General features: G+C 70.0%; 15 protein-coding genes. 7 read left to right on the top strand and 8 right to left on the bottom strand.

Annotated elements, in window-relative coordinates:
- Positions 1 to 5: 5 nt before the first annotated feature.
- From V5E28_RS35265 to V5E28_RS35275, 3 genes are all read right to left on the bottom strand, one after another.
- Positions 6 to 764: a thioesterase family protein gene (locus V5E28_RS35265; RefSeq protein ID WP_336213517.1), complete on the bottom strand. Its 759-nt coding sequence runs from the start codon at positions 762 to 764 to the stop codon at positions 6 to 8.
- A gap of 10 nt (positions 765 to 774) precedes the next feature.
- Positions 775 to 2,274, bottom strand: a complete 1,500-nt coding sequence (locus V5E28_RS35270) for a hypothetical protein (RefSeq protein WP_336213624.1) — start codon at positions 2,272 to 2,274, stop codon at positions 775 to 777.
- Positions 2,275 to 2,397: 123 nt separating this feature from the next.
- Positions 2,398 to 2,622, bottom strand: a complete 225-nt coding sequence (locus V5E28_RS35275) for a hypothetical protein (protein WP_336213519.1) — start codon at positions 2,620 to 2,622, stop codon at positions 2,398 to 2,400.
- A gap of 153 nt (positions 2,623 to 2,775) precedes the next feature.
- Here V5E28_RS35275 and V5E28_RS35280 point away from each other — a divergent pair, with 153 nt between their 5' ends.
- The 3 genes from V5E28_RS35280 to V5E28_RS35290 all read left to right on the top strand — a co-directional run bounded on the left by V5E28_RS35280 (position 2,776) and on the right by V5E28_RS35290 (position 7,519).
- Positions 2,776 to 3,345 carry an HhH-GPD-type base excision DNA repair protein gene (locus V5E28_RS35280; protein WP_336213521.1) on the top strand — a complete coding sequence of 190 codons (570 nt, stop codon included), beginning with the start codon at positions 2,776 to 2,778 and terminating at the stop codon, positions 3,343 to 3,345.
- Positions 3,346 to 3,539: 194 nt separating this feature from the next.
- On the top strand, positions 3,540 to 5,633 hold the full coding sequence (locus V5E28_RS35285; protein ID WP_336213523.1) for a SpoIIE family protein phosphatase: 2,094 nt from the start codon (positions 3,540 to 3,542) through the stop codon (positions 5,631 to 5,633).
- Between the two features lie 242 nt (positions 5,634 to 5,875).
- Positions 5,876 to 7,519 carry an RNA polymerase sigma factor gene (locus V5E28_RS35290; protein WP_336213524.1) on the top strand — a complete coding sequence of 548 codons (1,644 nt, stop codon included), beginning with the start codon at positions 5,876 to 5,878 and terminating at the stop codon, positions 7,517 to 7,519.
- Positions 7,520 to 7,625: 106 nt separating this feature from the next.
- On the opposite strand, the gene V5E28_RS35295 is transcribed toward V5E28_RS35290, so the two are convergent.
- Positions 7,626 to 8,339 carry a YaaA family protein gene (locus V5E28_RS35295; RefSeq protein ID WP_336213526.1) on the bottom strand — a complete coding sequence of 238 codons (714 nt, stop codon included), beginning with the start codon at positions 8,337 to 8,339 and terminating at the stop codon, positions 7,626 to 7,628.
- A 206-nt stretch (positions 8,340 to 8,545) separates the two neighbouring features.
- Between V5E28_RS35295 and V5E28_RS35300 the strand changes: the two genes are divergently transcribed.
- Positions 8,546 to 9,241 (top strand): GNAT family N-acetyltransferase, encoded by a 696-nt coding sequence (locus tag V5E28_RS35300; protein WP_336213527.1) that lies wholly within the window; start codon positions 8,546 to 8,548, stop codon positions 9,239 to 9,241.
- 113 nt (positions 9,242 to 9,354) lie between these two features.
- Here the strand turns inward: V5E28_RS35300 and V5E28_RS35305 are convergent, their stop codons facing one another.
- The gene (locus V5E28_RS35305; RefSeq protein WP_336213528.1) at positions 9,355 to 9,588 is read right to left on the bottom strand and encodes a DUF7455 domain-containing protein; all 234 of its coding nucleotides are present in this window, start codon (positions 9,586 to 9,588) and stop codon (positions 9,355 to 9,357) included.
- A 248-nt stretch (positions 9,589 to 9,836) separates the two neighbouring features.
- On the opposite strand from V5E28_RS35305, the gene V5E28_RS35310 reads away from it, so the two are divergent.
- Entirely contained in the window at positions 9,837 to 11,903 is a 2,067-nt protein-coding gene (locus V5E28_RS35310) for a DNA gyrase/topoisomerase IV subunit B (protein WP_336213530.1), read from the top strand.
- A 511-nt stretch (positions 11,904 to 12,414) separates the two neighbouring features.
- Here V5E28_RS35310 and V5E28_RS35315 read toward each other — a convergent pair.
- Positions 12,415 to 12,906, bottom strand: a complete 492-nt coding sequence (locus V5E28_RS35315) for a beta-class carbonic anhydrase (protein ID WP_336213532.1) — start codon at positions 12,904 to 12,906, stop codon at positions 12,415 to 12,417.
- A 140-nt stretch (positions 12,907 to 13,046) separates the two neighbouring features.
- On the opposite strand from V5E28_RS35315, the gene V5E28_RS35320 reads away from it, so the two are divergent.
- Positions 13,047 to 13,406 (top strand): hypothetical protein, encoded by a 360-nt coding sequence (locus V5E28_RS35320; RefSeq protein WP_336213534.1) that lies wholly within the window; start codon positions 13,047 to 13,049, stop codon positions 13,404 to 13,406.
- A gap of 243 nt (positions 13,407 to 13,649) precedes the next feature.
- Here V5E28_RS35320 and V5E28_RS35325 read toward each other — a convergent pair whose 3' ends face one another.
- Positions 13,650 to 14,213, bottom strand: coding sequence for a thioredoxin family protein (locus tag V5E28_RS35325; protein WP_336213535.1), 564 nt, complete (start codon positions 14,211 to 14,213; stop codon positions 13,650 to 13,652).
- Between the two features lie 42 nt (positions 14,214 to 14,255).
- Here V5E28_RS35325 and V5E28_RS35330 point away from each other — a divergent pair, with 42 nt between their 5' ends.
- Positions 14,256 to 14,630 (top strand): VOC family protein, encoded by a 375-nt coding sequence (locus V5E28_RS35330; protein ID WP_336213537.1) that lies wholly within the window; start codon positions 14,256 to 14,258, stop codon positions 14,628 to 14,630.
- A gap of 64 nt (positions 14,631 to 14,694) precedes the next feature.
- Here V5E28_RS35330 and V5E28_RS35335 read toward each other — a convergent pair whose 3' ends face one another.
- Positions 14,695 to 17,745, bottom strand: a complete 3,051-nt coding sequence (locus V5E28_RS35335) for a glycoside hydrolase family 3 N-terminal domain-containing protein (RefSeq protein ID WP_336213539.1) — start codon at positions 17,743 to 17,745, stop codon at positions 14,695 to 14,697.
- Positions 17,746 to 17,887: the final 142 nt, after the last annotated feature.

The following is a 17,887-nucleotide window of genomic DNA, read 5'->3' on the forward strand; positions in this document are numbered from 1 at the left end:
AGCGGCTACCTCGGCGCGACGAAGAGCGTCTGAGTCGCGGTGCCCACTTCGCCGCTCTGGTCGTACAGGGTGGTGCGCGTCAGGCCGCGGCCTGACGGGCCGATCACGGTCTCGGCGTCCATGCAGATCCACTCCCCGGCGGGCGACCTGAACAGCGAGATCGTCAGATCGACGTTCACGAACAGGTGGGTGTCGAAGTCCAGGGCGATGCTGATGCCGTTGCCGCTGTCGGCGAACAGCGCCAGCCGCTCGACCGGGGTGATCTCCTCGCCCTCGACCAGAGGCACCCTGACCCGGCCCCAGGCGGTGGCGGGGCCGATCGCCATGGCGCCGCCGCGGGCGAAGCGCCAGTCGGTCGCCCGGCCGTAGCCGAACCCGCTCGACAGCCAGTGGCCGGGCTGCTCGGGCGGGATGGGCGGCGGGGTCCGGACGGAGGTGGCGGGCGTGGGCGCCTCGCGGACGCGCCAGGCCGACGCCCTGGCGTGCTCGCGGCCGCCGCAGAACACCGACGCCGACAGGCACTGCACCCGCTTGCCGTCGCGCACGACGTCGGTGCGCACCTCCAGCTCTCCCACGGGTACGGGCGCGAACACGTCGACGGCCAGTCTGGACAGCTCCAGGCCGGGACGTGGCGCGGTCAGCGCCAGCTCGTGCGCGATCAGCGCGGTGACCGGGCCCATGTGCTGGCTGGCGGGGTCCCAGGGGCCCTGCGTGTGCTCCGACGCCTGATAGCGCCCGGCCCCCAGGCAGGTGTACATCGACATGGGTACGAATCTAGATCTCGTCGGGGATGTCGGCGATGTCGTCCAGGGCCGCGGCCAGCTCGTCCGGGTCGCCGCCGATGCGCTCGGCGATCTCCATGAGCACGTGGAGCACGTCGTGCCGGTCGTGGCCGAGATCCAGCAGGCGCTGCGCGGCCTCCCAGAGCTGGGGCGGATCGCCCTCCCACAGCCTGGTGGCGATCTCCTCGTGCCAGGCCAGATGCTCCTCGTCGAGCGCCCCCGCATGGTCGATCTCCAACAGCATCCGCCTGTCGGCCTCGTCGGCCGGGTTGAGCCGGTCGAGCTCGGCGCCGTTGTGCGTGCCCTGCAGGAACGGGAACGCGAAGGCCCGCCTGGCCAGCGCGGACAGGTCGCCGTCCGGCAGCAGCCGCTCCAGCAGCGGCCTGTCCAGGCCGAACGACGTCGGATCGCGGTAGGACTCGGGGAACTTGCCGATGGCCTCCCACACCGCGTCCAGTGTGGCCCTCAGCCCGGGCTCGGGCAGCCCGGTGCGCTGGGCGGCGAAGCGGACCCAGGCCGCCAGCACGTGCGGCATGGCCTCCTGCTCGGCCACCGACAGCATCACCTTGCGGGGGAGCCAGTCCAGCAGGAACGTCTCGCACTTGGTCGGGCTGACCCGCAGCGGCCTGCTGAAGTCCTGCTCGCAGCCGTAGTCGATGATGTGGTCGGCGCACCGGGAGGCCGACGAGGGGTCCGACAGGTGCTCGGCCGCGTCGGAGGCGAGGAACTCGGCCGCCAGCATGGCCCGCCGCTCACGGCTGTAGGGCGCCTCGATGTGCAGCGGCGCGGGGCGCTTACGGCCCGGCGGCAGCGCTTTCAGCCGGGCCCGGGCGAAGGCGTGGTAGGCGCTGTAGCTGTCGCTGACGGGCGGCGGCGTCTTCGGCTCCTTGGTGGCCTTCATCGCGGATTCGAGCAGCGCCCTGGCCTGCTGGCACTCGATCTGCTCGAACAGCAGCATCGGGTTGCCCGCGGCCTCCGCCCTGGCCTGCTCCAGCAGCTTGTCGACCTGCGAGGAGACCCAGGCGTCGCGCGCCATGCCGGACATGTTGTGATCGACCACCACGACCAGCGCGTGCCGGTCCTGGTGGTGCCTGGGGGTGGTGTCCTCGTTCCACCGGTAGGCGAACGTGCAGATCACCGTGTCCTGGTCGCCGTAGGCGTCGCGGGAGACGTAACAGCCGGTCGGCTTGACCGCGCCGACCCTGTCCGCCCAGCCGGGCCGGGCCACGCCCGACTCCATCATCGCCAGCGCCGCGCCCTCCGCCTTCGCGCCCTGCCGCGCCGTACCGAGATAGGCCAGGCAGATCAGCAGCGTCAGCGACGCCGGCGTGCCTGCCTTGGCCGCGTAGTCGACGAGCCCTTCGCCGAGAACCTGCTCGACGTCGCCGCCCCGCACCCGCCTGCCCCACCAGGCGCCGACCATGTCGGAGACCATCAGCTCCGCGTCGAGCGGGCTGCGCACGGCAAGCAGCTCGCGGGCCGCCTGCACCATCTCCTTGAACACATCGTCTGGCGGGGTGCTCTCCCGGGGGTCTCGTCGGTGTCGGCGCACGCCCTCACTCTCTCGCATTCCAGGCGCAAACGGTGCGTAGAACGCGGCCTGGTGACTCCGATGTTATCGAGGGCTCCGCGGCGGTGGCGCGGAGTTGACGATGGCGAGCAGGTGCTCGCGGGCGATCCGTTCGACGATCTCGGGCGTCGCCGTGATGCCGAGATGGTGCGCGCAGGCGCACACGTCGGCGACACACCTGTCGATCGTGTCCACGGGCACGGTCAGGAATTCCTCGGCCAGCCTGAGACTGACCGGCTCCTTGAGGAAGCGTGTGGCCAGAGCGAGCATAGATGTGAGATTCCTCTGGATGCCCAGGGGCAAACCCCCAGGAATGGACGCAGGCGACTTGCGCTCCCATTTCATCTTTTCTCGCGCCGGTGTCAAGCCTCCGCAACGCCTTTGTTCGCTTCTCCGGAACGGCTTTCGTGCGAAGCTGTTCCCATGCGCATCCAGCTCACCCAGCGCGCCGAGGCCGACGAACTGCTCGGTCGCAGCCCGCTCGCCCTGCTCGTCGGCATGCTGCTCGATCAGCAGGTGCCGATGGAATGGGCGTTCACGGGGCCATACACCATCTCCGAGCGAATCGGGCACGAGCTCACCGCCGAAGAGATAGCCTCCTATGACCCCGAGGCGTTCACCGCGCTGCTCGCCGCCAAACCGGCGGTCCACCGCTACCCCAAGTCGATGGCGGCCCGGGTGCAGCAACTCGCCGCCTACCTGGTCGAGCACTATGAAGGCAAGCCCGAGCGGATCTGGGAAGACGCCGCGGACGGCAAACAGCTGCTTGAGCGCCTGCAGGATCTGCCTGGTTACGGCAAGCAGAAGGCCCAGATCTTTCTGGCATTGCTCGGCAAGCAGTTGGGGGTCCAACCGTCAGGATGGCGTGAGGCCGCCGGTCCCTACGGCGAGGAGGGGTCGTTCCGGTCGGTCGCCGATGTGGTCGACGCCGAAAGCCTGGGCAGAGTACGGGCGGCCAAACAGGAGGCCAAGCAGGCGGCGAAGGCCAAGTAGCCTGATCTTGCTGCGCAACGTGGAGCGATTTTGACAGGATGCGTTGACCGTATGGCGGCCGGGGCTTCCGTCCGCGCATGCCCATCGCCGATGATGTACTGCAGAATCCGGTCGCCCGGAGCTGCGCTACGCCGATACACGATTATGGAGATGTGCCGCGTGGGAGACCCTGGCACGCGACGGAGGTGCCGACCATGAGCGCCGAGACCTCCGTTCCCCGTCCCCGGGAGTCGGATGTGGACATCTCAGACTCCGCCCTCCTTGAGGGCCTGCTGTCCGAGGCAGAGTTCGCCTTTGCCTTCTTCGACGTCGACGGCCGCATCCAGCGGGTCAACGACGTGTTCACCGACGTCGTCGGCGTGCCGGCCGAGCGGCTGCTGGGCCGCGCCCCGGCCGAGGCGCTGGCCCCCGACATCACCCAGATCGTCGTTCACGGCTTCCAGGCCGTCATCGAGAGTGACGCCCCGGTCACCGAGCGGCGCGTGCGCGTGCGCTCGGCGGAGGGCGAGGCCCGTTACTGGTCGATGTCGTTCTCGCCGGTCCACGACGAGTCGGGCGACCTGCTGGCCGTCGCGCTGGCCGGGCTCGACGTGACCGAGAGCCGCCAGGTCGAGGAGGATCTGCGCCGCAGCGAGGAGCGCTACCGCTCGCTGGTCGAGGCGCAGTCGCAGCTGGTCTGGATCACCTCGCCGACCGGCACGGTCGTCGAGGACGCGCCGCAGTGGCGCGCCATCACCGGCCAGGGCCTGGAGGAATACCTCGCCTACGGCTGGCTCGAGGCCGTGCACCCGGAGGAGCGCCAGCACACCGAAGAGGCCTGGAAGGAGGCGCTGCGCGGCCGGACCATGTTCGAGTGGAACTACCGCGTCCGCACCAGGGCCAGCGGCTTCCGCCACTTCGAGGTGCGCGCCGTGCCCATCATCCGGCACGGCCGGGTCGTGGAGTGGGTGGGCGCCAACACCGACGTGACACCTCAGCGCGAGGCCGAGGAGATGCGCGGCAGGCTGACCGACCAGCTCGGCGCCGCCGCGCTGCGCACGGCCAGGCTCCAGGGCGCCACGGCGATGCTCGCCGAGGCGCTGACGGTCGAGCAGGTGGTGCAGGTCATCATCGACGTCGGCCGCACCGCCCTGGCCGCCGACCGCTCCGCCGTGGCGCTGCTCGACACCGATCGCGCGGCACTCAAGCTGATCAACGGCGAGGGCATCCCGGAGGCGTCCGGCGCCTCCGGCGAGGAGATCCCGCTCTCCCACTCCAGTGTGATGACCATGGCCGTCAACAGCCGCCGGCCGGTGTTCGCCGAGTCGCCCGACAGCCTGAAGCTCCAACTTCTCGAAGCGGGCGGCGACCCGGAGGTGCTGGGCAACTACCTCGCCAACAGCGACGAGCGGGCCTGGGTGGGCCTGCCGCTGCTCGCCGCGGGGCGGGCGCTCGGCGCGCTGCGCTTCTCCTTCACCAGGCCGCAGAAGATCTCCCAGGAGGACGGCGTCTTCCTGGAGGCGCTGGCCGGCCAGTGCGCGCTGGCGGTCGAGCGGGCCACGCTGTTCGAGCGCGAGCACCGCACCGCCGAGACCCTCCAGCGCAGCCTGCTGCCCGACCGCCTGCCGGTCATCAAGGGGCTGGAGCTGGCCCAGCGCTTCCGCTCGGGCAGCCGCCACGTGCAGGTCGGCGGCGACTGGTACGACGCGTTCGTGCTGCAGGACGGCCGGGTCGCGGCGGTCGTCGGCGACGTCATGGGCAAGGGCGTCAAGGCGGCGGCCGGGATGGGCCGCATCCGCAACGCCATGCGGGCGCTGGCGCTGACCAACCCGCCGCCCGCGGCCGTGCTGACCGGCCTCGACCGGGTCTTCGACGCCACCGAAGAGGAGGAGCAGGTCACCACGCTCGCCTACATGGTGGTCGAGCCGGTCACCGGCGAGGGCACGCTCGCGCTGGCGGGCCATCCGCCGCCCGTCCTGGTTTCTCCGCAGGGCACGGCGATTCTCTGCGATGCGGAGCCGGGCACTCCGCTAGGCTGGCCGACCAGCCGAAGGCAGTTCCGGTTCGTGGTGCCGCCCGGCCATACGGCCGTGCTCTACTCCGACGGACTGGTGGAAAACCGCAAGCGCGGGCTGGACGCCGGACTCGCAGAGATTTGCAGTGTTGTGACCGAAGCGCCGCCTGAGGTGGTGAGTAGTCCACACATGCTGCTGGACTTCCTGGTTGACCGGATGTTGTCGGGATATGAACAGGATGATGACGTTACCGCCCTGGCCATTCACGTGCCGCCCGCCACGAAGAGTGACTGAATGAAACAGTCATAAGGGTTGCTTTCGGGTATCGGTGCCGCCCTTCGGTACGCACTACTGTCTGGGTCGGCCTAGGGTGGAGGACAACCGCCGGGAGGTGGCCGTATGGAGTGCAAGGTCGTGCCAGAATGCTGGGCAGGTCCGTCGCGGTCCGCACGGCCTCACCGATCTCCGAGAGAGGCAACAGCCCCCCAGCGGGCATCTGGGTCCATTGTCGCCACGCGTTCGTTCGAGAGGTGTTCGTGTCGCCTGCAAGTTCGACTCGCTCGAAGCCACAAGAGCTGAACGAGCCCGTCATTCAGCGACTGCTCGAGCGTGGGCGCTCGCAGGGTTTCCTCGAGTCTGAGGATGTCCGCCAGGCCTTCGAGGAGGCGGACATCCCCATGTCGCACGCCGCCGCGTTCTTGCGGAACCTCAGCAAAGAGGGCGTGACCGTGGTGGTGACCGCCGCGGATTCGGCTGCGCCGAAGAAGTCGCGTCCAGCAAAGCGCCGCACTGCCGCCCCCGTCAAGACCAAGGCGGCCGCAGCCGCCAAGGAGCAGCAGCCCGAGACCGTCACCGCGGTCGTGGGCACCGCCGAAGCCGAGCCGGCGGCCAAGAAGCCGACTCCTGCCAAGAAGGCCGCGCCGGCGGCCAAGAAGGCCAAGCCAGACACTGCCGTGGCCGCCAAGAAGGCCAAGTCGGACAGCGCTGGGCCTGCCGAGACCAAGCCGAAGTCGCCCGAGGGCGTCGACGACGAGGACATCGAGCTCGACGGGGACGTGGAGCTGGAGGACCTCGAGGACATCGACGTCGAGGACGAGGAGATCGTCGCCGAGCCCGAGGCCGAGGCCGAGGGCGACGACGAGACCGAGGACGAGCCCAAGGCCGCGGAGGTGGCCGTGGCGGTCGTCGAGAAGACCGAGGACGAGGTCCTCATCCTGTCCGACGACGACGATGACGCCCCGGTCGCGCAGGTCGCCGCCGCGGGTGCCACCGCCGACCCGGTCAAGGACTACCTCAAGCAGATCGGCAAGGTCCCCCTGCTCAACGCCGAGCAGGAGGTCGAGCTGGCCAAGAGGATCGAGGCCGGCCTGTTCGCCGAGGAGCAGCTCGGCGGCGGTGAGATCGACAGCCTGCCGGTCGACGTCAGAGCCGAGCTGGAGTGGATCGCCGAGGACGGCCGCCGGGCCAAGAACCACCTGCTGGAGGCCAACCTCCGTCTGGTGGTGTCGCTGGCCAAGCGCTACACCGGTCGCGGCATGCTGTTCCTGGACCTGATCCAGGAGGGCAACCTGGGCCTGATCCGCGCGGTCGAGAAGTTCGACTACACCAAGGGTTACAAGTTCTCCACCTACGCCACGTGGTGGATCCGGCAGGCGATCACGCGCGCCATGGCCGACCAGGCGCGGACCATCCGCATCCCGGTCCACATGGTCGAAGTGATCAACAAGCTGGCTCGTGTTCAGCGGCAGATGCTGCAGGACCTGGGCCGCGAGCCCACGCCGGAAGAGCTCGCCCGTGAGCTGGACATGACGCCCGAAAAGGTGGTCGAGGTCCAGAAGTACGGCCGCGAGCCGATCTCCCTGCACACCCCGCTGGGTGAGGAGGGCGACAGCGAGTTCGGCGACCTCATCGAGGACTCCGAGGCCATCGTGCCGGCCGACGCCGTCAGCTTCACGCTGCTGCAGGAGCAGCTGCACTCCGTTCTCGACACCTTGTCGGAGCGCGAGGCGGGCGTCGTGTCGATGCGTTTCGGCCTCACCGACGGTCAGCCGAAGACGCTGGACGAGATCGGCAAGGTCTACGGGGTGACGCGTGAGCGCATCCGGCAGATCGAGTCGAAGACCATGTCCAAGCTTCGTCACCCGTCCCGCTCGCAGGTCCTGCGCGACTACCTGGACTAGGCATCGCGTCGGAAAGGGGCACGGCCGATCGGCCGTGCCCCTTTCCCTTTCCCGAGATGTCGTCCGGGCTCCTCGGAGCCGGCGGCCGTGGTGGGGTGAGACCGCTTCAGATGTGGACGTCCAGCCTGCCCGGCGCAGGCCGCGTCACGTAGCCGAGGTCGTCGAGCACCTTGGCCAGCTCGTCGGGCGTGGACGGGGTCAGCCCGCTCTCCAGCAGCGCCCTGGCGATCTCACCGCGGGTGGCCTTGGCCATGTGGCTGACGACCTTGCCGTCCTTCAGCACCCGCACTGACACGCCGCGCTCGCCGGGCCGCCACGCGCCCGCGTAGGTGGCCGAGCGCATGTCCACGACGAGCCCGGGCAGCCGGTCCAGCTCGGCGGTGATCGCGGGCCGCCAGAACGCCCCCAGCCCGCCCATCGGAGGCAGGTTCACCCCCATGGACAGCCGGTAGGGCGGGATCCGGTCACCGACGCGCAGGACTCCCCAGAGCCCGGAGAAGATCAGCACGCTCTGCTCCGCCCTGGCCCGTGCCTCGGCACCGAGCCCGGCCAGCGACAGGTTGTCGTACAGCACGCCGGTGTAGAGCTCGCTCACGGGAAGTGTGGGCGCCTCCTTGACGGCCAGGTTCTTCGCCAGCTCGGGCGCCAGCCCGGGGGACAGGCCGAGCACCTGGAGGGCGTCGCGGCGGCGCGAGGCCTTGATCAGGGCGCTCATCACGCGCTTACGGGAGCGGTCGAGTGCGGGGAACGACAGCTCTCCCACGGCGGGCCCATCCCCTTCGGACGCCTTGCCCTCCGACGGCGGCAGCAGAATCAGCACAGTGATGCAGCCTATTAGGCATCCCGCCTGGTCACAGTGCCAGGCCCCGGTATTGGCCGGGTGCCGATCCGGGCAGTCCCGGGATCCAGGAATTGCCCCTGATCACTTCCGCCCTGTGGCGGCGATGTCCCGGACGACGTGGCGCCGCCACCCGAACGGGAACGCGTCCCACCGGCCGTGATGCGCACGTCAGCTAGTCTCTCGGGGTGGATTTCGACCTCCTCATGCACGCGGCGTGGCCGGCCTTCGAGCAGCGCTCGCACGACGGCTGGATCCTGCGACACGCCGGTGGGGTGACCAAGCGGGCCAACTCCGTGCTGCCCCTGGGGAGCCCGGCCGATCTCGGCGGCGCGATCGAGGCGGCCGAGGCCTTCTACGCCGGCAAGGAACTGCGCAGCGTCTTCTCCATCGGCCCCGGCGCGCCCCCCGACCTCGACGGTGAGCTGGCCGGGCGGGGGTACGAGCTGGTGGACCCGACCGTGATCATGGCAGGTCCGATCACCTCCGCGCCCGCCCACGAGGTGCGGGTGGAGGGACGGCCGTGGCGCGCCTGGCTGGAGACGTGGTGGGCGGTCGACGGCCGCTACGGCACCGGCCTGGAGGAGGCGGAACGCATCTGCACGGGAGTGCCCGCCTGGTACGCCGCCGTCGAGGAGGACGGCGTGCCGGTCGCCGTGGGGCGGGGTGTGCCGCAGGGCGACACGCTGGGCGTCTACTGCATGGCAACCCTGCCCGAGGCGCGCCGGCGCGGGCTGGCGCGCAGCGTCCTGCGTGCCCTCGCGCGGCAGGCCGGGACGGCATCCGCCTATCTGGGGGTCACGGCAGGCAATAAGGGCGCGCGGGCGTTGTACGGCAGCGAAGGGCTCGCGGTGAAGGGCGATTATCACTATCGCGTGCGGTGAACGTGCGAGATCTTCATGTTGCGGATCTTGGTTTTAAGCAGAACGGCGATCCCGGCATGCCGGGATCGCCGTTCTGTGACGCTATATGTGGTTATGTCATCACGACGAGTGCATCAGCGCTCGTCGTTGGGGGCGGTAAATGAAGGGGTTTCGCTGAGACGTGCCGACTCATCCAGGATGTCGGCGCCCTTTTCGCGCAGCGCCGCGATGTGCTGACGCCCATGGTGGGCGCAGAACAGCAGCTCCCCGCCCACGGGCAGGGTCGCGCGAATGTATGCCTGGGCACCGCAACGGTCGCAGCGGTCGAGGGCCGTCAGCGGCTTAACGGGGGCAAGAGCTCCAGTCACGTATCGCCTTTCGGGTCACCCCCGCCGAAGCGAGGATCTGGCGTCAGTCACTTGGACAACATCTAACCGGACGTGGACGTTCCCAACCGCCCCCTCTCTACGCCCAGAGCAGAATGTGTCCGAAAGTAATGGTGATCAGCCTGCTGGTAACAGCAAACGTGGCGCCATGGCAAGCTTGTACGCGTGCGTAGGGGAAGAACGGTAGGCTACGCACACATGTTCGATGACATGAGACCTGAGGAGCCGGAGTGACGCTAGTGGAGGCGGGTTACACGGCTCGTCACCTGTCGGTGCTTGAGGGCCTCGAGGCGGTCCGCAAGCGACCTGGCATGTACATCGGTTCCACCGACAGCCGTGGGCTCATGCACTGCCTCTGGGAGATCGTCGACAACGGCGTCGACGAGGCGCTCGCGGGCCACTGCGACCGCATCGAGGTCGAGCTCTACCCCGACGGCTCCATCGAGGTGCGCGACAACGGTCGCGGCATCCCGGTGGACGTCGAGCCCAAGAGCGGCCTGGCCGGCGTGGAGCTCGTCTACACCAAGCTCCACGCGGGCGGCAAGTTCGGCGGCGGCTCCTATGGCGCGTCCGGCGGCCTGCACGGCGTGGGCGCCTCCGTGGTCAACGCCCTGTCCGCGCGCCTCGACGTCGAGGTCGACCGCGACGGCAGGATCCACGAGATCAGCTTCCGCCGCGGCGTGCCCGGCGTGTTCGACGGCGACGGCCCCACCGCCAAGTTCAAGAAGAAGTCCGGCCTGCGCGACGGCGGCAAGCTGCCCAAGCGGGTCACCGGCACCCGCGTGCGCTTCTGGGCCGACATGCAGATCTTCCTTCCCGACGCCGAGGTCTCGCTCGACGAGATCCACGTCAGGCTCCGCCAGACCGCCTTCCTGGTGCCCGGCCTCACCCTCGTCGTCATCGACAGCAGGCAGGAGGAGCGCGTCGAGGAGGAGTTCCGCTTCGACGGCGGCATCTCCGAGTTCACCGAGTTCCTTGCCCGTGACGAGGCGGTCTGCGACGTGCTGCGGCTGCAGGGCGTCGGCCACTTCCACGAGACCGTGCCGGTCCTCGACGACCAGGGGCACATGACGTCCACCGAGGTGCAGCGCGAGCTCACCGTCGACGTGGCGGTGCGCTGGGGCAAGGGCTACGAGTCCACCCTGCGCTCCTTCGTCAACGTGATCGCCACCCCCAAGGGCGGCACCCACGTCACCGGCTTCGAGCGCGCCCTGGTCCGCACCATCAACGAGCAGCTGCGGGAGACGCGACTGCTCAAGAACGGCGACGACCCGGTCAACAAGGAGGACATCTCCGAGGGCCTGACCGCCGTCGTCACCGTGCGGGTGCCGGAGCCGCAGTTCGAGGGCCAGACCAAGGAGGTCCTGGGCACCTCCGCGGCCACCCGGATCGTCTCCCACGTGGTCAGCCGCGAGCTCAAGGAGCTGTTCACCAACCCGCCGCGCGGCTTCAAGCAGCCGATGCGCGCCATGCTCGAGAAGATCGTCGCCGCGGCCAAGGCCCGCATCGCCGCCCGTGAGCACCGCGAGAACCAGCGCCGCAAGAGCGCCCTGGAGAACTCCGCGCTGCCGGCCAAGCTCGTCGACTGCCGCAGCGACGACATCGACCGCAGCGAGCTGTTCATCGTCGAGGGCGACTCCGCGCTCGGCACGGCCAAGCTGGCCCGCGACTCGGAGTTCCAGGCCCTGCTGCCGATCCGTGGCAAGATCCTCAACGTCCAGAAGGCGTCCGTGAGCGACATGCTCAAGAACGCCGAGTGCGCCGCCATCATCCAGGTGGTCGGCGCCGGCTCCGGCCGCTCCTTCGACCTCGACTCGGCCCGCTACGGCAAGATCATCCTCATGGCCGACGCCGACGTCGACGGCGCCCACATCCGCTGCCTGCTGCTCACCCTCTTCCACCGCTACATGCGCCCGATGGTCGAGGCGGGCCGCGTCTTCGCCGCCGTCCCGCCGCTGCACCGCATCGAGCTCACCAACCCCGGGCGCGGCAAGGACAAGTACATCTACTGCTATTCCGACGCCGAGCTCCAGAAGGTCCTGCGAGACCTGGAGCGGCGCGGCAAGCGGTGGAAGGACCCGGTGCAGCGCTACAAGGGCCTCGGCGAAATGGACGCCGACCAGCTTGCCGAGACCACCATGGACCCCCGCCACCGCATCCTGCGCCGCGTCCGCATCGAGGACGTCCAGGAGGCGGAGAACATCTTCAGCCTGCTGATGGGCAGCGACGTGGCACCCCGCCGCGAGTTCATCATCAACAGCGCGGCCGAGGTGGATCGCGACCATATCGACGCCTGACGGCTGAGCCACACGGTCCCGCCGGCGCCTTGACGACGCCGGCGCCGGGCCGTCTCCCGTCTCGCCGGAGGAGTGAGGCGGTCTCGCCTCCCACGTGGGCTGGCATGTCGCGCCCGGGGTGGGCCGTGCCGGTCGTATTCGGCGCCGTCGTGGCCGTCGTGCTCGTCGGTTCCTCGGGGCCTGCTTGTCGCCTCGCGCGTGGGTCTGCTCGTCCTCGGGTGGGCCTGCTCGTTGCGTCTTGTGCGGCCGTGCCTGTCGTCTCCTGCGTGGGTCTGCTCGTCTCTGGTGGGCCCTGCGTATCGCGTCCTGCGCTGGCGTGGGGCGGCTCGTCCCTTCCGCGCGGCTGCGGCCCCTGCTCGTCTCCGGCCGCGGCGGTGTGGTGCCGGTCCCGGCCTGCTCGGGGTGGTGCTGCCGTCTCGGCCCGCGGGTGCCATGGTCACCGGGGCCGGGGCGGCGATGGCGGTCGCCGGGGCAGACGAAGGACCGGGCTCGCCCCCGGTGCCGGTGTTCGTCAGTGCACGGGGAGGAGCCTGCCCGTGTGGACGTCGTAGATGGCGCCGCTGACCGGCAGGGCCTCCGGGAGGAAGGGGGAGGACTTGATGCGGGTGAGATCGTGGCGCAGGGCGGCGTCCTGGTCGGGCACGGTGCGGAACTCCAGGCTCCGGGTGTCGACGCCATGGCTCTGGGTGAGGGCGTGCACGTCGGCGTCGCTGACCTTGGCCATGCCGCAGTCGGTGTGGGGCATGATCAGCACGCGTTCGACGCCCAGGAGGTAGACGGCCAGGATCAGGGTGCGCAGGACGTCGTCTGTGACGCGGGCGCCGGCGTTGCGAAGGATCTTGGCGTCGCCCGGTTTGAGGCCCAGCAGGCCAAGGGGGTCGATGCGGGAGTCCATGCAGGTGACGACGGCAAGGCCGCGCGCCGCCGTGCCCGTGAGTCGCGAGTTCTTGAACTTCCTGGCGAATTTCGTGTTAGCGGCAAACAGGTCGTCGAACGCATCCATGTCACAGATGATCCCTCATGCCTCATGGATCGGTTTTTGCGGGGTGGCGACTGGCTGGACTTGGCGAACGTCCCACGATCACTGCTAACTTTGCGTGATGATGTCGTAGCCCAAAGTGTGCGTGATCGAAGAAGGTCGTCTTGAGCAGGTCCGAATCGCTCGCCGCGTATCTCCGTGGCCAGGCCAGGCGCCGCCTGGACCGTGTGGAGTCCAACGACGGCGGCCGCAACGCCCGATGTGCCCTGGGCCTGCTCGACGCCGCGGCCTACGCCGCGAGCCTGCCCGACGACGATCCGCTCATCCTGATGCTCGACCAGGCCGGCTGCTACGGGCCGCTCGGCTGCGAGGACTTCGACCCGGGCGAGGCCGGCAACCGCCTCATCCGTGCCTGGCAGGGCGGCGAGCCGCACGAGCTCCTGCTGTCTCTGCCCGCCGCCATCACCACGTCCTCGGAATGGATGGGCGAGGACCACGGCAGCGCCTCGCCCCGGCCCCTCTGAGCCACTGAGCGTCACGCCCTCGGCGCGCGCCGTGCCGCCATCACGCGGGGTCGTCTCCGTACTCTGAGCGCCGCCCCGGCCTCTCTGAGTGGAGCGCAGCCGCGCCCCGGTCGCCGTGAGTGCCTCCACGCGCCACTCACAGCTCGTCTGAAGGCTTACGGCGCACCCCGCCAGGTCCCCGCCTCAGGCGTCCGTACGGATTCCGTACGGGCGCCTCTGACGGGGGCAGCGGGCCGAGCGGTGTCAGGCGGGCTCGTTGCCGGGCTTCCACTTGATGCCGCAGCCGATGGACGGCGTCTGGTCCGCGGGGACGGGCGCGCCGGACAGCAGGGCGTCGATGGCGGCTCGCAGGGAGGAGCCCGTCACCGGGACGGTGCTGTGCGGGCGGGAGCCGTCGAACTCCCCCCGGTAGACGAGCCTGAACTCCGCGTCGTACAGGAAGAAGTCCGGCGTGCAGGCGGCCCGGTAGGCGCGGGCGACCTCCTGGGTGTCGTCGAGCAGGTAGGGGAAGGTGAAGCCGGCGCGGGCGGCCTGCTCGGCCAGGTGTGTCGGATCATCGTCGGGGTAGTTCACGCTGTCGTTGCTGCAGATCGCGACGACCGACAACCGGGAGCCGTAACCGGCGGCCAGCGCGCCCAGGCTGTGCTCGACATGGCGGACGTAAGGGCAGTGGTTGGACAGGAAGGCCACGAGGGTGGCGGGGGAGCCCTTCAGGTCTTCGAGCGAGACGCTGCCGCCGTCGACGGCGGTCAGGTCGAACGGAGGTGCGGGTGTGCCGAGCGGAACCATGAACGAGTTGGCAGCCATGCCTCCCATTGTTGCCGGTCGTCACCGTTTCGGAGGTGTGTCATGAACGGCATCGCGGAGTTTCGGTCCACCGTGATCGACTGCCCGGACCCGCAGGCGCTGGCCGGCTTCTATTCCAGGCTGCTCGGGTGGCCCGTCGCCGTCGACGAAGGCGACTGGGTGGTGGTCACCGAGACGGGCTCGCCGATGCGGCTGGCGTTCCAGCGGGCGGACGACTATCAGCCGCCGGTCTGGCCGAGCCGGGAGCGCCCCCAGCAGGTGCACATCGACACCACGGTCGACGACCTGGACAAGGCCGAGGAGCAGGTGCTCGCGCTCGGCGCGACCAAGTCGGAGGTCCAGCCGAGCGAGGACGGCAGCTTCCGCGTCTTCCTCGACCCCGCCGGCCACCCGTTCTGCCTGACGGTGGGCGACTGACGGTGAGCGACTGACGGCCCGGCCTCGACGGGCCCGCCACAGGGGCGGGCCCGTCTCGGGCCGCTCAGCGGGCGGACTGGGCCAGCAGGTCCACCGCCTTCCTGAGGTTCCCGGAGGCAAGCTCGTGGTCGGCCTTCGCCTGCAGGTCAGGGCGCTTGCCCGCCGCCTGGGCGACGTCCCTGGCCACCGAGACCACCGCGTCGCCCTGCGCGAACGTGTCCGTTCTGGACCGTTCGAGCAGCGCTGCCGCCGTCTCGATCGCTCCCAGTACGACGCGGGTGTCGCGTACGGCTCCGCCGGCGGTCCAGTTGCGGTCCAGGAGCGCGACCGTCAGCGCCGCCGCCGCGGCCTTGGACGACCCGTCGCCCCTGGCGAGCCCGTCACGCACGGCCTTGAGCCGCTGCCTGCCCGGATCGGTGCGCAGGCCCCAGCCGTAGGGGTAGAGCGGATCGTAGGCGGCGTCGCCCACGTTGATCGGGAGCTGCTCCACCGTGCGGAACCAGGTGAACGGCAGGCGCCCGGTGTAGGGCACGGCGCCGAACAGCGGGTCGGCGACGCCCGCACCCTCGGTGCCCGGCAGCCAGGAAGCCACCACGGCCTCCACCCCGGACACGTCGCCGAGCAGCAGCGGGCGGCCGGAGACGACCAGGACGGCGCACTTCATCGCGCCGCACACCCGCTCGATCGCCGCGCGGTCGGCGGCCGAGAGTTCGAGGGTGCGCCCGGCCCGGCCGACTTCGCCGAACCCCTCGGCGTACGGTGTCTCACCGACGACCACGACGCCCACGTCGTGCCCGTCGAGCGAGGCCGACGCGTCGCGAGAGTAGGTGACGGCGGAGGCGCGCTCGCGGATGGCCGACAGGATCGTGGTGCCGGGCGTGATCGGCCCGGACGAGCCCTGCCAGGTGACCGTCCAGCCGCCCGACTGGTTGCCGATGTCGTCGGCGTTCGAACCGGCCACGTAGATCTTGGCGTCGCCGCGCAGCGGGAGCAGGCCGTCGTCGTTCTTGAGCAGGACCTGCGATCTGGCCGCGGCCGTGCGGGCGACCGCGCGGTGCGCGGCCGAGCCGACGTCGCCGATCCTGGACCGGTCTGCGTAGGGGCGTTCGAACAGGCCGAGCCTGAACTTCTGGGTGAGAATCCTGGAGACCGCGTCGTCGATCCTGGCCATCGGCACCCGCCCGGCCTCGGCCTCGGCCTTCAGCGTGCCGGTGAACTCCGGGTAGGCGTACGGAACCATGATCATGTCCAGTCCGGCGTTGACCGAGACGCGCACGTCGCTCGGATAGTCGCCGGGGATCTGGTCGATGGCCTGCCAGTCGCTGATCACGAACCCCTTGAAGCCGAGCCGCCCCTTGAGCACGTCGGTGAGGAGCTCCCGGTGAGCGTGCATCTTCGTGGGCCCGTCGCCGAAGTCGACGCTGGAGAACGACGGCATGACCGTCGCCACTCCGCGCTCGACCGCCTCGGCGAACGGCGCCAGGTGGATCGCCTCCAACTGGGCCCGCGAGGTCTGCGTGACGCCCTGGTCGATGGTGTAGTCGCCGGTCGTGGAGGAGCCGAAGGTGGTGCCGCCGTCGCCGACGTAGTGCTTGGCGGTGGCCAGCACGCCGTGCTCCTGCAGCCCGTCGATGATCGTCGCCATCCGCTTGACCAGTGCGGGATCCTCGCTGAACGACTCGTACGCCCGTCCCCACCGGTCGTCACGCGACACGCACAGGCACGGCGAGAAGTTCCACGGGATGCCGGTCGCCTTGACCTCGTACGCGGTGATCTTCCCGGTCTGCTCGGTGAGCGCGGGATCGCGGGCGGCGCCGAGTCCCACGTTGTGCGGGAAGATCGTCGCGCCGACCACGTTGTTGTGGCCGTGCACCGCGTCCACGCCGTAGATGAGCGGGATCTGCAGGCGGGTCTGCTGCGCGCGGAGCTGGAAGCCGTCGATCATGTCGGCCCAGGCTCGCGGCGTGTTGGTGGCGGGCGTGGAGCCGCCGCCCGACAGCAGCGAGCCGAGCAGGTAGGTGGCGATGTCGTTCTGGCTGCCGAGCGCGCCGCGCTCGGCCTGCGTCATCTGCCCGACCTTCTCCTCCAGGCTCATGCGTCCGAGCAGGTCGGCGACGCGCTGCTTCACCGGCCTGCGGGCGTCGAGGTACGGCAGGCCGTGCGCGTCGATGACGATGGCCGGGTTCTCGGCCGGAGGCCTGGTGCCCTCGCCGGACAGCACGATCGGAATGATCTCGGCGACCTCGGACTCCTTGTCGCCCAGCGTCCTGACGGTGAACGACCTGACCGCGCCGGAGGCGGTCCCTGCGGGGAAGGTGAGGGTGCCCTCGACCGGCGTGTAGTCCTTGCCGGCGGTCGCCGTGCCGGTGCCGGTGGCGTACCCGACGGACAGGTCGGCGGGCAGGGGGTCACCGGTGGCCGTGGCGGCCGAGACGCGCACCTCCACCGCGCCCTTCTCCTTCACCGGGTAGACGGGCCGGTCGGTGCCGAGCCGCACCGGACGAGGCGGCGCGGTGCCGTACACCTGCACGTCATCCCAGGTGAGGGTGCCCGCCGCGGCGGCGGGCAGCCGCATCGAGTAGCCCCACATGGAGATCAGGTCGAGCTCGCCGTCGGACGGCGCGCCGCCGGGCTGGTAGTCGGCGCGGCGGGTGAAGTCGGCGAACCTTACCCGCACCTGCCGCCAGCCGGCCGTGTCATCGGTGAAGGACGACTCGAACAGCTCGGCGCTGCCCGCTCCGCCTCCACCGTCCTTGACCTCGAAGAAGATCTTCTGGCCGGTCGCGGCGCCCTTGACCCAGAACGAGAAGCCCTCGTACGGGGACCAGTCCTGGGCGGTCGTCAGGTCGTGCGACCAGCCGCCCCACTGGCTGACGTCGTAGACGGTGGTCAGCGCCCGGTTGCCCGCGGGAGCCTCGGGGCGGTCGGCGGCCGGGCCGACGGTCAGCGTGGGGGTGGAGGCCGCGTCGTTGCCCCAGCCGGCCACGCCGGGTGGCAGGGCGTCGGCTTCGAAGTCGGTGACGGTGAGCGGCTCGGCCGCCGCCTGGGCGGGTGGAGCCACGACGAGCGAGGCGACGAGGGCGAATGCCGCGCATAACGGCGTTAATCGGAACACAAGACCTCCCAAGAGAGCGCTCTCTCCAGAGAGATCGGAAGCAACGGACATTTCATAACAGGAAACTTTGACCACTGTGAGCCGCGCCCGGTGAGTCCCGCCTCGCGGCGGGACTCACGCGCCGTCTCCCTCAGATGCTGTA

The organism is Nonomuraea sp. LPB2021202275-12-8 (assembly GCF_037044575.1).
Classification (GTDB): Bacteria; Actinomycetota; Actinomycetes; order Streptosporangiales; family Streptosporangiaceae; genus Nonomuraea.

Bases quoted from the DNA above. Each gene is read 5' to 3' on its own strand.
- V5E28_RS35265 (WP_336213517.1), bottom strand. From the start codon at position 764: ATGTCGATGTACACCTGCCTGGGGGCCGGGCGCTATCAGGCGTCGGAG.
- V5E28_RS35270 (WP_336213624.1), bottom strand. From the start codon at position 2,274: ATGGTGCAGGCGGCCCGCGAGCTGCTTGCCGTGCGCAGCCCGCTCGAC.
- V5E28_RS35275 (WP_336213519.1), bottom strand. From the start codon at position 2,622: ATGCTCGCTCTGGCCACACGCTTCCTCAAGGAGCCGGTCAGTCTCAGG.
- V5E28_RS35280 (WP_336213521.1), top strand. From the start codon at position 2,776: ATGCGCATCCAGCTCACCCAGCGCGCCGAGGCCGACGAACTGCTCGGT.
- V5E28_RS35285 (WP_336213523.1), top strand. From the start codon at position 3,540: ATGAGCGCCGAGACCTCCGTTCCCCGTCCCCGGGAGTCGGATGTGGAC.
- V5E28_RS35315 (WP_336213532.1), bottom strand. From the start codon at position 12,906: ATGGATGCGTTCGACGACCTGTTTGCCGCTAACACGAAATTCGCCAGG.
- V5E28_RS35325 (WP_336213535.1), bottom strand. From the start codon at position 14,213: ATGGCTGCCAACTCGTTCATGGTTCCGCTCGGCACACCCGCACCTCCG.
- V5E28_RS35330 (WP_336213537.1), top strand. From the start codon at position 14,256: ATGAACGGCATCGCGGAGTTTCGGTCCACCGTGATCGACTGCCCGGAC.